Source organism: Halomonas litopenaei (assembly GCF_003045775.1).
Lineage (GTDB): Bacteria > Pseudomonadota > Gammaproteobacteria > Pseudomonadales > Halomonadaceae > Halomonas > Halomonas litopenaei.
In genome coordinates this window covers 671,365-688,039 of the sequence record NZ_PXNS01000001.1, presented here as the reverse complement: position 1 = coordinate 688,039, position 16,675 = coordinate 671,365, and the positions used below count along the sequence as shown (strand labels likewise).

Here is a 16,675-nt window from a genome sequence, read left to right as displayed (position 1 = left end):
TTCGCCGTGCCCCCGGCCTCCCGGCCTCCTGGAAAAATTCGTGCAGGCTCGATACCGCGCCTCTGCCCTCCGGGGCGGCTCGGTGCTGCCGCCCGGCCCGGCCGGGGGGCGCTGCGCATGGTCAAGGCATCGCCGAGGCAGGGTAAGGCATCGCCGAGGTGTGGTTAAGGCATCGCCGGAGCACCACCGCGACGCGGTCCTTTCAAGCCCTTGCCTCGGCCCTGCAGCGAACCGCGCTATCTGCGGCGTGGCGCTTGCCTTAAGCTGGTGCCGAGGCCATCAACGTCACCGGGAGCCTAGTGAATGGACACAGATGGACTACGCCTGTTTGTACTGGCGGCCGAGACGCTGAATATCAGCGCGGCGGGACGCCAACTCGGCATCGCACCGGCGGTTGCCAGCGCTCGACTATCCAAGCTGGAACATCAGGTCGGTGCCGACCTGCTGCACCGCTCTACCCGCAAGGTATCGTTGTCCCAGGAAGGGGCGGCCTTTCTTCCCTTCGCCAAGGAGATGCTGGCCCAGGAGGACGCCGGGCTCGCCGCCCTCGGCAAGGACAGCGAAGAAGCGACCGGGCGCCTGCGATTCGCCGCCTCCAGCACGTTCGCCCAGCTCTATGTCGCACCGATTCTGCCGGAATTTCTCGAACGCTATCCCAGCGTCAGCCTGGAGTTGCGACTGTCGGATACCCAGACCAACCTGATCGAGGGTGGATTTGACCTGGCCCTGCGCAACTATCCAATCGAGGACAGCAACCTCAAGGCGCGCAAGCTGGCCGACGACAAGCGCGTACTGTGTGCCTCCCCCGACTACCTGAAGCGCCACGGCGTTCCCAGGACGCCGCAGGACCTGCAAAGCCATCGGCTGGTGGTCTTTCAGGGTGGCACGCCGCGGGCATTATCAAAGAACGGGATGCGCACCCCTCACACCTTTCCCCCGGCCGGGGCCAAGCCCCGCGTCTATTGCGACGATGGCGCCAGCATGAGGGTGGCCGCGGTGGCGGGCACCGGCATCACCATGCATGCGCTCTGGAGCATCCACAAGGACCTGGAGCAGGGGACACTGGTCAGAGTTCTGCCCGACCACGAGGTCGACGATCATTCCGCCATCTGGCTGGTTTACCCGAAAGCCAACGTGCTGACCGCCAAGGTCCGGGTGTTCATCGACTTCCTGCTGGAGAAGATCGGCACACCACCGATCTGGGACAGGCACTGACAGCACTACGCCCTACTACGCCGTACTACGCAGTAGCCGGCGCGCACTGTCAGCGATTTCCAGAAACTGATTCCCGGGTCATGGCGTTTTTTTCCAAGGCGGCATCGGCAATCCTGTAGGCATTGATCCACACCCTCTACAGGAGACCGACAATGTCCACCTCATCGATGTCCGCCATGGTCCTCAACCGCTACGGCGAGGACGCGCCGTTCGAATCCGCCACCCTGTCTCGCCCCCGGGTCAGCGCCGGTCAGGTGGTGGTGCGTATCGCCGCCACCAGCGTCAACACCATCGACACCATGATCCGTCAGCTGGGCCAGGAGGAGCTGCCGATCGCACCGGATCTGCCCGCCGTGCTCGGCATGGACTTTGCCGGCACCATCGAGGAAGTCGGCGAAGGCGTCACCGGCTTCGCCCCGGGCGATGAGGTCTATGGCTGCGCCGGCGGGCTCACCGACCTGCAGGGCAGTCTGGCCGAGTACATGCTCGCCGACGCCCGACTGATCGCGCACAAACCGCGTTCCCTGTCGATGCGTGAAGCCGCGGCCCTGCCGCTGGTCGCCATCACCGCCTACGAGGGCCTGACCCGCGCAGGCGCAGGAACCGGCGATAAAGTACTGGTGCATGGCGGCGCCGGTGGCGTCGGCCATGTGGCGGTGCAGCTTGCCCGCCATCTGGGCTGTGAGGTCTACGCCACCGGTTCGGGAGAGCATCAGCGCGAACTGATCGAAGGCTTCGGTGCCACCGCCATCGACTTCAAGACCCAGAGCGTCGACGACTACGTCAACCAGCACACCGACGGTGCCGGCTTCGACGTCATCTTCGACAGCGTCGGCGGCCCCAACCTGATCAACTCCTTCAATGCGGTCAAGCTCAACGGCCAGGTGGCGACGACCATGTCGCTGGCCGAACTGGACATGACGCCGGCGCACTTCAAGGGCGCCTCGCTGCACGTGATCTTCATGCTGATTCCGATGATCCACAACGTCGGCCGGGAAGTGCACGGCACCATCCTGTCGACGCTCGCCGAGATCATCGATTCGGGGGCACTGACGCCGCTGGTGGACGACAACCGCTTCGCCCTGGCCGACGTCGGCAAGGCCTACGCCCACCTCACCTCGGGCAAGGCCGTCGGCAAGGTGGTCGTGGAGGTCGAGGGCTGATCAGGAAAACCAGCGCTTCAAGGTAGCGCTGGCCCTGTCCTTGTGCTCATCCTTGACGTAGGCCGCCACGGTCATCAGCGCCACCGCCAGCATGCCCATGTCGTCGGTGTAGCCGACCAGCGGGGTCAGATCCGGCAGGGCGTCCAGCGGTGAGATGAAGTAGCCGAGCGCACCGTAGATGGTGGTCTTGGCCCACACGGGGGTGTCCTTGTCCCGGGCGGCGTAATAGAGCGTCAGCGCCCGGGACAGGGTGACCTCGCCGGCGGCCTTGGCGTAGCGCCCGACCTTGGCCCAGAAGCGCTCGTCGGAATAGTGGCCCTGGTGCTCTTCGATCGGCTCTCCGGCCAGGATGACCTGCTGGGTTGTCTCGTCTTTCATTGTTTCCTCCCGTTGCGCCGTGGCATCGCCCGCTGCCCTTCCCTGAGCCGGCCCCAGTCGGCGATACCATTATCGGCGATACCTTATATCGCCGATACCATTGTCCTAGTGAAGCAGGACTCCCGGTGTCGGTTCAATGGTGTTGCCCTGCCCCGTGCCTGCGCCAGCATCATCGGATGCTTCGTGTCGATTGTTGCCGCAAACGAAAAAGTGATTCCGCCGCGAGCCTCTTTTTCCCCGCCTCTGACGGCGCCACACTCCATTGCAACGATTAGGGCTTGTCTGAAAAGTGCCTGCGCTCGGTAATACGGCGTTAAAAATCGGATCAAAATGCTCATTTACACCCCGTAAACTGCGCTTTCTCACCGATTTTTGCCTTGTCTAACCTTCGCTCGTCGACTTTTCGGACAGCGCCTAGCGTTCTATCGAACTGATACGCCTCCCCTCGAGGCAGGAGCCAAGATGAGCTTGCAACGACTGACCAGTGGCCCCTTGACCCTGGGTCTGGAGCTGGCGCTGGACAATGACTGGAGCCCCGCCGGTGAAGCCGCCCGCCTGCGCGATGGTCGTGCCTTCGGCGTCCCCGATCTGAGCGAACACCTTCAACGTGTCCAGCTGGCCGATCGCCTCGGCTTTCGCGCGCTGTGGCTGCGCGATGTACCGCTCTACGACCCGCACTTTGGCGACGCCGGTCAGGTGTTCGAGATGTTCACCTACCTGGGCTATCTGGCGGCGTCCACGCAGCATGCACTGTTGGGCACCGCCGCTGCGGTGCTGCCGCTGCGTATGCCCTGGCTGGTCAGAAAGGCCGCCGCCAGCGTGCAACAGCTCAGCGGTGACCGGCTGCTGCTGGGTGTCGCCAGCGGTGACCGTCCGGTGGAGTATCCGCTGTTCGGCATACCTTTCGAGCAGCGTGGCGAGGCTTTTCGCGACGCCGTCGCGGTGCTGAGGGGTGATCAGGATGCGCGACTGGACGCGGGCCAGGCGCTGCTGCCGATGGCGACGCCACCGCCCCTGCTGGTGGCCGGTCTGGCCCAGCAGCGCCCGGACTGGGTCGGTCAGCACATGGATGCCTGGCTGGCCTACCCCGGCACGCCGGAGGACCACCGCCGCCGGGTCGGTCTGTGGCGCGAGGTGGCCGGCGACAAGCCCTACGTCAGCTTCCTGCACCTGGACCTGGCCGAGCGCGCGGACGAACCGCCTCGCCGCCACCGCTTCGGGCTGAGGGTCGGCAGCCAGGGATTGATCGCCGAGCTCGAGGCCATGCAGGCCGCCGGCGTCAATCACATCGGCCTGAACCTGCGCCGCAACCAGGCGCCGGTGGAAGAGACCCTGCATCGCCTGGCCGAGGAGGTGTTGCCGGCCTTCGATGCTGGCTAGGCTCACCTTGCAGCGACGTGCGACTAACAGCCGGCTCATCACCCTGGCCACACTCAGGACGCCAGACCCATCCCACCAGCGCCCTTGCCGTACATTTCGGCAAAGCCGGGGATGCGTGCCTCCCACTGGGGTGGCGAGCCGACCATCTCGCGCAGAATCTCGATAAAGCGCCGGGTACGCAGCGGCATCTCGCGGTGGGGATAGAGCAGCGTGATGACGCCGAACTCCGGCAGTGCCAGGTCGGTCATCAGCGGCACGATGCGTCCGTCGCTGACCTCGTTGTACATGGCGAAGGCCGGCAGTACCCCGATGCCCATGCCTTCCATCACCCCACGCTTGATCACCTCGGCCTCGCTGGTGCGCACCTGGCTATTGAGCGGCAGCTTCTGCTCCCGCCCCTGGTCATCCAGGTAAGGCAGATAGTCGAGCTGGAACTGCTGTGAGCTGAAGGTCAACGCCGGCAGCCGGGCCAGGGTGGCGAGGTCTCGTGGCTCACCATGGCGCTCGATAAAGGCGGGACTGGCGCCGATCAACAGATGATTGGGCGCCAGTGGCGAGGCCACCAGATTGGAATCCTTCAGGTCGCCGACCCGCAGCACCAGGTCATAGCCTTCACCGATCACGTCGACCCGTCGTTCTTCCAACTGCAGGTCCACCTGCACATCGGGATAGTGCTGGCGAAAGCGTCTCATGGCCTCGAAGCCCAGGCAGCGGCCGAGGATGCCCGGGGCGCTCACCTTGAGCCGTCCGCTCGGCATCTGCTGCAGGTTCTCCGCCAGCGCCTGGGTGTGGTACATCCAGTCACGCAGCTCACGCCCCTGCTGCACCATGGCCTGCCCCGCCTGGGTCAGTGACAGCGAGCGCGTGGAGCGATTGAGCAGGCGCACCCCCAGCTCCTGCTCGAGGCGCGCGATATGCTTGGACACCACCGAGCGATCCAATTCGCGGCGCTTGGCGGCCTCGGAAAAGCTGCCAAGCTCGGCCACATCGACCAGCAGCAGCAGACGACTCGGTTGGTCCATGAAGGTCTCCACAGAAGGTACAAGCGCACAGATGCGTGCATATTTGGCATCAATAATGTGCGACCAACCGGTCTAATACAAGCCTCAATCGAGGATTACACTGGCGAACCTTTTGCTCAGGAGTCGCCAGATGTCCGACCAACGCCCCCCGTGCGACCCCCAGGTGGTGTCGCCTGCCCCCTCCCCTGCGCTTGCCGTATCGCCACCGCAGTCTGACGACCAGCCTGCTCGAGGGGGTGCCGATAGCGCTGGCCGCACTGGACATCGCAAGGCGAGTCGCACGGCACGTCGTACAGCACCGCGTAAGACACCTCGTGCAATACGTCGCCTGGCCCGTGGCCTGGGGCTCGCCGCCCTGGCGCTGTTGCTGGCAGCCTGCCAACCCGGCAAGGGCCAGGGAGGACAGGGTGACGCTGCCGATGGCGCGGGCTCTGCGCCCGCGCCTCGGGTCGAGGTGGTTCAGGCGGTGCGTCAGCCGGTCTCGAACTGGTATCGCTACACCACCCGCCTCGAGGCTCCCGAGCGTGTCACCCTGCGCCCCCGGGTCACCGGTCAGGTGGCCGAGATCCTGTTCGAGGAAGGCTCCCTGGTCGAACAGGGCCAACCGCTGGTGCGCCTGGACCTGGCGCCCTTCGAGGCGCGGGTGCGTGAGCTGGAGGCGGGGCTTGCCAGGGGCCGGGCCGAGCTGGCCCGCGCCAACGGTGAGGCCAACCGTGCCAATCAGCTGGTCGGGCGCAACCTGATGGCCCGCGAGGAAGCCGAGGCCCGGCGCGCCAGTGCCCAGGCCCAGAATGCCGAGGTCGCCTCGCTGCAGGCACAGCTCGACAGTGCTCGTCTCGATCTGGCCCACGCCGAGGTCAGCGCGCCGATCAGCGGTCGCGTCTCCCGCGCCGACCTGACGGTGGGCAACGTGGTCAGCGCCGGCCAGAGCGTGTTGACCACCATCGTCAGCACCGACCAGGTCGACGCCTACTTCGATATCGACGAGCGCAGCTGGAACCGCGACTTTGCCGAGATTACCGCCGATCAGGGCTGGCCGGTAGAACTGCAGCTCGCCGGCCAGGACGACTTCGCCTACCAGGGCGAGCTCGACTTTATCGACAACCGGGTCGATGAGGCCACCGGCACCCTGAGGGTGCGCGCTCGCTTCGACGCCGGGCATCCCTCGCTGCGCCCCGGCGCCTTCGCCCGGGTGCGAATCGCTGCCGCCCGCCATCGCGATGGGGTGCTGGTGCCCGACCGCGCCATTGGCACCGACCTCGACGCCAACTTTGTACTGGTCGCCGACGAACAGGGCAAACTCGCCTACCGCAAGGTCACCACCGGCGCCCGCTTCGGGGCCTGGCGCGAGATCAGCGAAGGGCTCGAGGGCGGTGAGTCCGTGGTCGCCGCCGGTCCTTCGAAGTTCGGCCCCGGCATGGCGATCTCTCCTGCGCTGGTCGACGGCCCCGACCGCGCCCCGCTGGAGCAACTGCGAGAGCGTACCCGTCGCCTGGCCGAACGCCTCGACGCCGCGCCCGGCTCCCCCACTGCGTCTGTCTCTGAATTGGTCCCCGGCCCGGTTGCCGATGCCGCTCCGGACGACACCACTGGCGATGCGGGCACGCTGGCCGCCGACGCCAAGCACCTCGATCAGGAGCCTGCGCGCACATGAACCTGTCGAACTTCTTTATCCGACGCCCGGTGTTCGCTGCGGTGCTGTCGATCCTGATCGTGGTGGCTGGCAGCCTGGCGCTGTTCAAGCTGCCGGTCTCTGAATACCCCGAGGTGGTGCCGCCCACCGTGGTGGTCAAGGCCAACTACCCCGGCGCCAATCCGGAGGTCATCGCCAAGACCGTGGCCACCCCGCTGGAGCAGGAGATCACCGGGGTCGAAGGCATGCTGTACATGGACTCCCAGTCCACCGCCGACGGCAACCTGACGCTGACCGTGACCTTCGCCCTCGGCACCGACCTGGACCAGGCCCAGGTCAACGTCCAGAACCGGGTGGCCCGCGCCACGCCTCGCCTGCCCCAGGAGGTCCAGGCGCTGGGGGTGACCACCGAGAAGTCGTCGCCCAACCTGACCATGGTGGTCCACCTGACCTCACCGGATGGGCGCTACGACCAACTATGGCTGTCGAACTTCGCGCGGCTGAACCTGCAGGACGACATCGCACGCCTCGAGGGTGTGGGTGACGTCGGCCTGTTTGGGGCCGGCGAGTACGCCATGCGGGTGTGGCTAGACCCGGACGCCATCGCCTCCCGGGGCCTCGGCGCCAGCGACGTGGTGGCGGCGCTGCGTGAGCAGAACCAGCAGGTCGCCGCCGGCAGCCTGGGCGCCCAGCCGGCCCCGCGCGAAAGCCAGTTCCAGCGTCTGCTCAACGTCAAGGGACGGTTGTCCTCGCCTGAAGAATTTCGCCAGATCGTGATCCGGGTGGACGACGACGGCCGCATCACCCGCCTGGGCGACGTCGCCCGGGTGGAGCTCGGCGCCGACCAGTACGCCCTGCGCGCCCAGCTCGACGGCAAGGACGCGGTGGCCTTGCCGGTGTTCCAGCGTCCGGGCTCCAACGCCATCGCCCTGTCCGACGGCGTGCGCAACTATATGGCCGAGGCCGCCGAGTCCTTCCCCGACGGCGTCGACTACGACATCGTCTATGACCCCACGGTGTTCGTGCGCGGCTCCATCGAGGCGGTGGTGCATACGCTGCTGGAGGCGGTGCTGCTGGTGGTGGTCGTGGTGGTGCTGTTCCTGCAGACCTGGCGAGCATCGCTGATTCCGCTGATCGCGGTGCCGGTCTCGCTGATCGGCACCTTCGCGGTGATGCAGCTGATCGGTGTGTCGATCAATACGCTGTCGCTGTTCGGCCTGGTGCTGGCCATCGGCATCGTGGTGGACGACGCCATCGTGGTGGTGGAGAACGTCGAGCGCAATATCGAACTCGGCCACTCGCCCTATGAGGCCACCCGCATCGCCATGAGCGAGGTCACCGGGCCGATCATCGCCATCGCCCTGGTGCTGACCGCAGTATTCGTGCCGACCGCCTTCATCAGCGGTCTGACCGGCCAGTTCTACCAGCAGTTCGCGCTGACCATCACCATCTCGACGCTGATCTCGGCGTTCAACTCGCTGACCCTGTCACCGGCGCTGTCGGCGCTGTTGCTCAAGCCCCACGGGGCGAAGCCCGACTGGCTGACCCGGCTGATCGACGCCCTGTTCGGCCGCTGGCTGTTCGCCCCCTTCAACCGCGCCTTCGCTGCCATGTCGCGGGGCTACACCGGGCTGATTCGTCGCCTGCTGCGCTTCGGGCTGATCGTCGGTCTCGGCTACCTGGCGTTGCTGGGACTCACCGGCAAGCTGTTTCAGGAGGTCCCCGGCGGCTTCATTCCGTCCCAGGACAAGCAATACCTGGTGGCCATGGCCCAGTTACCCGACGCCGCGAGCCTCGAGCGCACCAGCGAGGTGCTCGCCGAGATGCAGGAGATCGCCCTGGCAACGCCGGGCGTGGCCAACACCGTGGCCTTCCCCGGTCTTTCGGTGAATGGCTTCGTCAATGCCTCCAACTCGGGCATCGTCTTCACCCCGCTTGCGCCCTTCGACGAGCGCCAGTCGCCGGAGCTTTCGGCCGGCGCCATCGCCGCCCGCCTCAATGCCCAGTTCGCCCAGATCGACGAGGCCTACGTGGCGGTGTTCCCGCCTCCGCCGATCCTTGGCCTCGGCACCACCGGGGGCTTCAAGCTGCAGCTGCAGGACCGCGGCAACGTCGGCTTCGACGGGCTGTTCGAGGCGACCCAGGCGGTGGTCGGCGCCGCCAATCAGGACCCGCGGCTGGCCGGTGTCTACTCGAGCTATCGCATCCAGGTGCCGCAGTACGACGTGGAGGTGGACCGCGAGCAGGCGCTGGTGATGAATGTCTCGCTGGACGCGGTGTTCGACACCCTGCAGATCTACCTGGGGTCGCTCTACGTCAACGACATCAACCGCTTCGGCCGGACCTATCAGGTACGCGCCCAGGCCGACGCCGAATACCGCCTGGACGCCGAGGCCATCCGCCAGCTCAAGGTGCGCAGCAACGACGGCCGGATGATCCCGCTGGGCAGCTTCGTCGAGATCAGCCCGACCACCGGGCCGGACCGGGTCATGCACTACAACACCTTCGTCAGCGCCGACATCAACGGCTCGCCGGCGCCGGGCATGTCCAGTGACCAGGCCAAGCAGGCGATCGAGGAGGTGCTGGCCACCACCCTGCCGGCCGGCGTGGCCTACGAGTGGACCGAGGTCACCTACCAGCAGGTGCTGGCGGGCAACACCATGATCTACGTCTTCCCGCTGGTGGTGCTGCTGGTGTTCCTGGTGCTGGCGGCCCAGTACGAGAGCTGGTCGCTACCGTTCTCGATCATCCTGATCGTGCCGATGACGCTGCTGTCGGCCATGGCCGGTGTGTGGCTGACCGGCGGTGACAACAACATCTTCACCCGCATCGGCTTGATCGTGCTGGTGGCGCTGGCCTGCAAGAACGCCATCCTGCTGGTGGAGTTCGCCCGCGAGCAGCAGAGCCAGGGACAGTCGCGACTGGACGCCGTGCTGACCGCCTGCCGCCTGCGCCTGCGGCCGATCCTGATGACCTCGGTGGCCTTCACCGCGGGCGTCATCCCGCTGATGCTGGCCTCCGGTGCGGGTAGCGAAATGCGTCAGGCGATGGGCGTGGCGGTGTTCTACGGGATGATCGGGGTGACCCTGTTCGGGCTCTTGCTGACCCCGCTGTTCTATGTGGGCGTGCGTCGCCTGGTGGAACGTCGCCGGCCACGCTCAGGCGATAGCGATAGCGATACCGATAGCGATACCGCGTCACCCGAGGCGACATCACCCTCCGCCTCCTGAGGCCCTGTCCGCTGCCGAGTCTGGCGTTGCACCAACGTCGGACTCGGCAGGCGGCCCACCATTGGCGGACGTGCATCAGAACAGGCGGCCGCTATCAGGAAAGCCGCAGTGCCTCGATCGAGCGGGCCATATCGTCGGCCAGGGCGTGCACCGCCTGGCTGTCGACCTCGCGCTGGGCGTAGGCGCGAAGGCCCATCACCTCGGCCTGTAGCCGCCGTCCCAGGCGCACCGGGTCGGCGCTCGGCTCAAGCTCTCCGGCGTCCTTGGCTGCGCGAAACTGCTCGACGAAGCCGGCTTCCATGGCCTCGAGCAAGGCCTCGGCCTTGCCCAGCGCCGCCTGCTCTCGCTCGCCCAACTCCAGCAGGCTCTTCACCAGCATGCAGGCCCGGCTGGGAAGCTCCTGGTCCCGCAGACAGCCCAGCTTGCGCAGGTAGGCGGCCAGCCCCGCCAAGGGCGAGTCGTACTCGGCCAGGGTACGCTCGAGCTCGACCAGCCCGAGCCGGGCATAGCGTTCCAGCGCCTCCTGAAACAACGCATCCTTGCTGCCGAAGGCGGCATAGATGCTGCCCGGCCGCATATCGAGGGTGCGTTCCAGGTCCTTGAGCGAGGTAGCGTGGAACCCCTTCTGCCAGAACAGGTGCAGGGCACGTTCAAGCGAATCCTGACGGTTGTGTAGTGTCGCGCGCGGCATGGATGGGTCCGGTGTCGTGGCCGGTACGGCCTTCAGAAAATTGAGCAACTGCTCAAATTTTAACTTGAGTGATCGCTCAGGTATAGCTAGAGTGTGCCCGAACGGCTTTCAGCAGGGCCTGCTGGCGGCCAATTTTGAGCAATCGCTCAAAAAATTCGGAATCAATGGCGCGTGCAACGCCCCGGTCTGCAACGGTCTGCGGCCTTGCCACAGGCGCCATCACACAGGAGAACCCGATGACCGACTTTAGCCTCCACGACAAGCAAAGCGCCCCCGAAGAGAGCCAGGCACTGCTCGACAACTCGGTCAACGCCTTTGGCATGATCCCCAACCTGCACGCGGTCATGGCCGAGGCACCGGGCCTGCTGGAAGGCTACCAGCGCCTGCACCAGCTATTTCTGGATTCCTCCTTCGATGCCGAGGAAACCACCGTGGTGTGGCAAACCATCAACGTCGAGCACAACTGTCACTACTGCGTGCCGGCCCACACCGCCATCGCCAAGCAGATGGAAGTGGATGACGCCGTCTCCGACGCCCTGCGCAACGAAGACCCGCTGCCCAACGAGCGCCTCGAAGCGCTGCGTACCTTCACCCTGTCGGTCGTGCGCGAACGTGGCAACGTCGATGACGACGCCGTGCAGGCCTTCCTCGACGCCGGCTACACTAAGCGCCAGGTGCTCGAAGTGATCCTGGCCCTGTCCCAGAAGGTCATGAGCAACTACACCAATCACCTGGCCAACACCCCGGTGGACGAACCCTTCGCCAAGTTCGACTGGAAGAAGGCCGAGTAACGACCACCCTATCGACAGGACGCTACTGTGGCGTCCTGTCGTGGTGCCTGGTCGTGGTACCTGGCCGAGGCCACCGAAGGCCCCGTCGATCGCGACGGGCTCGATCAAGGAGACGCCATGACTGCCCCAGAACGCCCCGACGTGCTGGTCTTCGACGTCAACGAAACGTTGCTCGACCTGACCCACCTTGAGCCGCTGTTCGATCGGCTGTTCGGCGACCCGGCGATGCTGCGCGAATGGTTCGCCCAGCTGATCCTCTACTCCCAGTCGATGACCCTGTCGGGTCTCTATACGCCCTTCGGCCAACTCGGCGCAGGCGCCCTGCGCATGACCGCCGAGATTCACGGGGTCACCCTCGAGCAGAACGATCTCGACGAACTGGGTGAGCGCATCGGCTCCATGCCGGCGCACTCCGACGTGGCCCCGGCACTCGAGCGGCTTCGTCAGGCCGGCTTTCGCATGGTCACCCTGACCAACTCGGCACCGGGCGCTGGCCCCACGCCGCTGGAAAAGGCAGGACTGGCCGAGTATTTCGAGCGCTCGTTCAGCGTCGACCAGGTCAAAAAGTTCAAGCCCGCGCCGGACACCTACGCCCAGGTCGCCGAGGCCATGCAGACACCGCCATCTAGACTGTGCCTGATTGCCTGCCACCTGTGGGATACCATCGGCGCCCAGGCCGCCGGCTGGCAGGGTGCACTGGTGCTACGACCCTACAACGCCATGTTGCCGGCGGACGGCGTCCCGGTACCGGACTATAGCGTCGACGATATCGGCAAGTTGGCGGATCGGTTGATTGGTTCCTGATCAAGCAGCTCCGCTACTTGATTCGGCGGCCAGTCCCGCAGGCCGGGCCTGGTACTGCCTCCCGAAGACACCTTGCGAAATCACATTCTTTGCTCTACCATGCGCAGCCTCTCGACGCCGCATCCCCTGCGGCATCTGCGCGCCCGTAGCTCAGCTGGATAGAGTACCTGACTACGAATCAGGTGGTCGGAGGTTCGAATCCTCCCGGGCGCGCCATCGATTGTCTTTCTTGTATCTTGTCTGTCTTTTCTTTCTGGCTTTTCTGTCTAGCCTTTCTATCTGATCTTTCGTTCGACGCCCTTCCAATTTCTGTACCGACGTCGACCGCGTCATCAAAACACTTTTTTACAAAAATACGACAATCCAGCAACTCCTTGTATTTGACGCGAAACGTCCGCCAACATCGGACTTTCTCGCCGCAATGAGACGCTTTCTCTCCTTACCCTGATTATCCTCCCCCGCCTTACCTCTTCTGTTGCACTGAATCGTCAACAACTCCTCCTATACTCGTTCGATCGGGCTCCCTTGGAGCCTCTCATCGCGTCAAATCACTGGTCATCGTCGTACGTGACCGGGTCAGGGAGACAGACGGTGTTCGCATTCAATCCTTATCGCAACAGAGCGCAACGCTGGAGCGGTTATCTAGCGGCCAGCCTTATCATGACGATGTCCACGTCGGTGCTTGCCCAGGAGAATGACTCCCAGCAGCAGGACAACGGGAACTCGTCCAAACCCAACATCCTGGTGCTGTGGGGCGACGATATCGGGCAGTCCAATATTTCGGCCTTCACCCACGGTCTGGTGGGCTACCAGACCCCCAATATTGACCGCATCGCCGACGAAGGCATGATGTTCACCGACTACTATGGTGAACAGTCCTGCACCGCCGGCCGCTCGTCCTTCATCACCGGCCAGAGCGTGTTTCGCACAGGGCTATCCAAGGTCGGCCTGCCGGGCGCCGCTCAGGGCATCAGCGAGAAGGACCCGACCATCGCCGCCCTGCTCAAGGCCGAAGGCTACGCCACCGGCCAGTTCGGCAAGAACCACCTGGGTGATCGCGACGAACACCTGCCGACCAATCACGGTTTCGACGAATTCTTCGGTAACCTCTATCACCTCAACGCCGAGGAAGAACCCGAGCACCCGGACTACCCTGCCGATATGGAAATGCCGGACGGGCGTACCTTCCGCGAGGCCTTCGGCCCCCGTGGGGTAATCAAGTCCAGCGCCGACGGGCAGATCGAGGACACCGGACCGCTGACAAGCCAGCGAATGGAGACCATCGACGAGGAATCCTCCGCCGCGGCGCTGGACTTCATCGAGCGCAAGACCGCCGAGGGCACCCCCTGGTTTGTCTGGTGGAACGCCACCCGCATGCACTTCCGTACCCACGTCAAGGACGAGCTGCGCGGTATCTCCGGTCAGAACGAATACGCCGACGGTATGGTCGAGCACGACATGCACGTGGGCCAGTTCCTCGACAAGCTTGACGAGCTGGGCATCGCCGACAACACCATCGTGTTCTACTCCACCGACAACGGGCCGCACATGAATACCTGGCCCGACGCTGGCATGACGCCATTCCGCGGTGAAAAGAACACCAACTGGGAAGGCGGCTGGCGGGTACCCGCCATGGTCCGCTGGCCAGGTCAGATCGAGGAAGGCTCCATCTCCAACGAGGTCATGCACCACATGGACTGGATGCCGACCTTCATGGCCGCCGTCGGCAACGATTCCATCAAGCAGGACCTGCTGGAGGGTGGCGTTCAGGCCATCGGTCGCGAGTACAACGTACATCTGGACGGCTACAACTTCCTGCCCCTGCTCACCGGGGAAAGTGAGGAAGGCCCCCGTCATGAGGTGTTCTACTTCTCCGATGACGGTGACCTGACCGCGCTGCGCTACGATGACTGGAAGCTGGTGTTCATGGAGCAGCGCATCGAGGGTACCTTCGAAGTGTGGGCGAACCCCTTCACCCCGCTGCGTGTCCCCTTGATGTTCAACCTTCGCCGCGATCCCTACGAGCGTGCTCAGCTGACCTCCAACACCTACTATGACTGGTTGCTGGATCACTCCTTCCTGGCCCTGCCCGCCCAGTCCTATGTGGCAAACTTCCTGGAGACCTTCAAGGAGTTTCCGCCACGCATGAAGGCAGCAAGTTTCAGTCTGGATCAGGTAATGGAAGCCCTGGAACAACCCGCCAGCGTTCACTAACGCCGGCTTGAACGCCACGAGCCGCTCCCCCGGGGGCGGCTCGTCGGTGAAAAAAGACGGGTCGAAGAGCCCCTTCCATTCTCTCAAGGAACCGAGTGCATGAATCCCCCTAATCCGAGCATCCTCCAACGACAGTCACTGGCAACGCTGCTGCCCGCGGTACTGTTGTCTCTGCTTCCTGCGATGGCACTGGCCGACCCGCTGCCTTCCTGGAATGCCGGTCACAGCAAGAGCACCATCGTCGACTTTGTCGAGACCACCAGCGATCCGGACAGCGAAGACTTCGTGCCACAGGAGCGACGCATCGCGGTGTTCGACAACGATGGCACCCTGTGGAGTGAACAGCCCGCCTACACCCAGTTGCTCTACGCCCTGGACCGCGCCAGCGAGGCCGACCCCGAGGCGCTCGACACGCCGCTCAAGAAGGCCGCCGCCGAAGGTGACATCGACACCCTGCTGGAGGCAGGCGAGGAAGGCATCCAGGCGCTGCTGTCGCTGTCCCACCAGGACCTGTCGCTGAGTGACTTCCAGCAGGACGTGAGCGACTGGCTGGCCAACGCCACCCACCCCGCGACCGGCCGCTTCTACACCGACATGGTCTACCAGCCGATGCTCGAACTGCTCGGCTATCTGCGCGACCACGGCTTCTCGACCTACATCGTCTCCGGTGGCGGGCTCGAGTTCATGCGCGTCTTCGCCAGCGACGTCTATGGCGTGCCGCCCCAGAACATCATCGGCAGTACCGGCGAGATGGAACTGGTCGATCTCGAAGACGATCCGCAGCTCTACAAGCGCGGCGGCGACATCTGGCTCGATGACGGCCCCGGCAAGGTGATATCGATCAACCGCCATCTGGGCCAGCGCCCTATTCTCGCCGTGGGCAACTCAGACGGCGACGTGCCGATGCTGATCTGGACCACCGAGGGCGAAGGCCCGCGCCTTGGCGTGCTGGTTCACCACACCGATGGCGAGCGCGAGGTCGCCTACGACAGCGACAGCCATATCGGACGCCTGGCCGATGGCCTGGAACAGGCTGAAGCGCGCGACTGGCAGTTGATCGACATGGCCCGCGACTGGCAACGCCTTTACCCGGAGAAACCATGAGCCTCAACGACGACATCAAGGGACTCGAGGCCGCCATCGGCGAGTCGATCATCGGCCAGCGCGACGTCATTCGGCGGCTGGTGATCGGCCTGCTGGCCGGCGGCAACCTGCTGATCGAAGGCCTGCCGGGACTGGCCAAGACCCGCGCGGTCAAGGCCATGGCGCGCCACCTGGAGGCCGACTTCAGTCGTATCCAGTTCACGCCCGACCTGCTGCCTTCCGACGTGACCGGCAGCGAGGTCTACCATCAGGGCGAGGAAGGCGCGGTATTCCGCTTTCACCCGGGCCCGCTGTTCGCCAATCTGGTGCTGGCCGACGAGATCAACCGCGCCCCGGCCAAGGTACAGTCGGCCCTGCTCGAGGCCATGGAGGAGCGCCAGGTCACGGTGGGCGGCACGACCCACAAGATGCCGGCGCTGTTCATGGTGCTGGCTACCCAGAACCCGATCGAGCAGGAAGGCACCTACCCGCTGCCCGAGGCGCAGATGGACCGCTTCATGATGCATGTGCGGGTCGACTACCCCAGCCGCGAGGAAGAGGTTCAGGTGATTCGCCTGGTGCGTCAGGAAGAGCAGGCCAACAATCGCGAGGCAAGCCCGGCCGCCGGCGACGCTCCTGCTCAGGTCCCCGTGGCCCTGGCCCAGGAGGCGATCTTCGCCGCCCGCCGCGAGATCGCCGCCCTGCACGTGGCCGAGCCGATGGAGCAGTACATGGCTACGCTGGTGGACGCCACCCGTCACCCGGCGGACTTCAGCGACGACCTGGCCCGCTACATCGAACTCGGCGCCAGCCCGCGCGCCTCGCTGGCGCTCGACCGTTGCGCCCGCGCCCACGCCTGGCTCGAAGGCCGCGACTACGTGGATCCGGTGGACGTCCAGCAGGTGGCTCCGGAGGTGCTGCGCCACCGCATCGGGCTGAGCTTCGAGGCCCAGGGCCAGGGCTTCAGCGCCGACGACGCGGTCGCCACCCTGCTTGGCTGCGTGGCGCTCCCCTGAGGCCTGGTCTCGTGCAAACCCGGTCCGTACACGCCTTCTAGCCGCCAGACTTCGC

General features: G+C 65.1%; 13 protein-coding genes and 1 tRNA gene. 11 read left to right on the top strand and 3 right to left on the bottom strand.

Annotated features, from left to right (window positions below):
• Positions 1–303 precede the first annotated feature (303 nt).
• The gene (locus C6W88_RS03155; RefSeq protein WP_108131427.1) at positions 304–1,215 is read left to right on the top strand and encodes a LysR family transcriptional regulator; all 912 of its coding nucleotides are present in this window, start codon (positions 304–306) and stop codon (positions 1,213–1,215) included.
• Between the two features lie 152 nt (positions 1,216–1,367).
• The gene (locus tag C6W88_RS03150; RefSeq protein ID WP_231498466.1) at positions 1,368–2,378 is read left to right on the top strand and encodes a zinc-dependent alcohol dehydrogenase family protein; all 1,011 of its coding nucleotides are present in this window, start codon (positions 1,368–1,370) and stop codon (positions 2,376–2,378) included.
• Here the strand turns inward: C6W88_RS03150 and C6W88_RS03145 are convergent, their stop codons facing one another.
• Positions 2,379–2,756 (bottom strand): YkvA family protein, encoded by a 378-nt coding sequence (locus C6W88_RS03145; protein WP_045994728.1) that lies wholly within the window; start codon positions 2,754–2,756, stop codon positions 2,379–2,381.
• A 462-nt stretch (positions 2,757–3,218) separates the two neighbouring features.
• Here C6W88_RS03145 and C6W88_RS03135 point away from each other — a divergent pair, with 462 nt between their 5' ends.
• On the top strand, positions 3,219–4,136 hold the full coding sequence (locus C6W88_RS03135; protein WP_108131425.1) for a TIGR03571 family LLM class oxidoreductase: 918 nt from the start codon (positions 3,219–3,221) through the stop codon (positions 4,134–4,136).
• Positions 4,137–4,189: 53 nt separating this feature from the next.
• On the opposite strand, the gene C6W88_RS03130 is transcribed toward C6W88_RS03135, so the two are convergent.
• On the bottom strand, positions 4,190–5,158 hold the full coding sequence (locus C6W88_RS03130; RefSeq protein WP_108131424.1) for a LysR family transcriptional regulator: 969 nt from the start codon (positions 5,156–5,158) through the stop codon (positions 4,190–4,192).
• Between the two features lie 130 nt (positions 5,159–5,288).
• On the opposite strand from C6W88_RS03130, the gene C6W88_RS03125 reads away from it, so the two are divergent.
• Both C6W88_RS03125 and C6W88_RS03120 read left to right on the top strand, forming a co-directional pair.
• Entirely contained in the window at positions 5,289–6,812 is a 1,524-nt protein-coding gene (locus C6W88_RS03125; protein WP_108131423.1) for an efflux RND transporter periplasmic adaptor subunit, read from the top strand.
• Complete coding sequence (locus C6W88_RS03120) at positions 6,809–10,021, top strand: efflux RND transporter permease subunit (RefSeq protein ID WP_197037052.1); 3,213 nt, start codon at positions 6,809–6,811, stop codon at positions 10,019–10,021. Before C6W88_RS03125 ends, C6W88_RS03120 begins: the two co-directional genes overlap by 4 nt.
• A 94-nt stretch (positions 10,022–10,115) precedes the next feature.
• Here the strand turns inward: C6W88_RS03120 and C6W88_RS03115 are convergent, their stop codons facing one another.
• Positions 10,116–10,712 (bottom strand): TetR/AcrR family transcriptional regulator, encoded by a 597-nt coding sequence (locus C6W88_RS03115; protein ID WP_108131422.1) that lies wholly within the window; start codon positions 10,710–10,712, stop codon positions 10,116–10,118.
• Positions 10,713–10,948: 236 nt separating this feature from the next.
• On the opposite strand from C6W88_RS03115, the gene C6W88_RS03110 reads away from it, so the two are divergent.
• The 6 genes from C6W88_RS03110 to C6W88_RS03085 all read left to right on the top strand — a co-directional run bounded on the left by C6W88_RS03110 (position 10,949) and on the right by C6W88_RS03085 (position 16,620).
• Positions 10,949–11,503: a carboxymuconolactone decarboxylase family protein gene (locus C6W88_RS03110; protein WP_108131421.1), complete on the top strand. Its 555-nt coding sequence runs from the start codon at positions 10,949–10,951 to the stop codon at positions 11,501–11,503.
• A gap of 117 nt (positions 11,504–11,620) precedes the next feature.
• Positions 11,621–12,307: a haloacid dehalogenase type II gene (locus C6W88_RS03105; protein ID WP_108131634.1), complete on the top strand. Its 687-nt coding sequence runs from the start codon at positions 11,621–11,623 to the stop codon at positions 12,305–12,307.
• 139 nt (positions 12,308–12,446) lie between these two features.
• Positions 12,447–12,523 (top strand) — tRNA-Arg (locus C6W88_RS03100).
• A 444-nt stretch (positions 12,524–12,967) separates the two neighbouring features.
• The gene (locus tag C6W88_RS03095) at positions 12,968–14,521 is read left to right on the top strand and encodes an arylsulfatase (RefSeq protein WP_108131420.1); all 1,554 of its coding nucleotides are present in this window, start codon (positions 12,968–12,970) and stop codon (positions 14,519–14,521) included.
• Between the two features lie 99 nt (positions 14,522–14,620).
• On the top strand, positions 14,621–15,625 hold the full coding sequence (locus C6W88_RS03090; protein ID WP_108131419.1) for an HAD family hydrolase: 1,005 nt from the start codon (positions 14,621–14,623) through the stop codon (positions 15,623–15,625).
• Positions 15,622–16,620, top strand: coding sequence for an AAA family ATPase (locus C6W88_RS03085; protein WP_108131418.1), 999 nt, complete (start codon positions 15,622–15,624; stop codon positions 16,618–16,620). The genes C6W88_RS03090 and C6W88_RS03085 overlap by 4 nt, the downstream gene beginning before the upstream one ends.
• Positions 16,621–16,675: the final 55 nt, after the last annotated feature.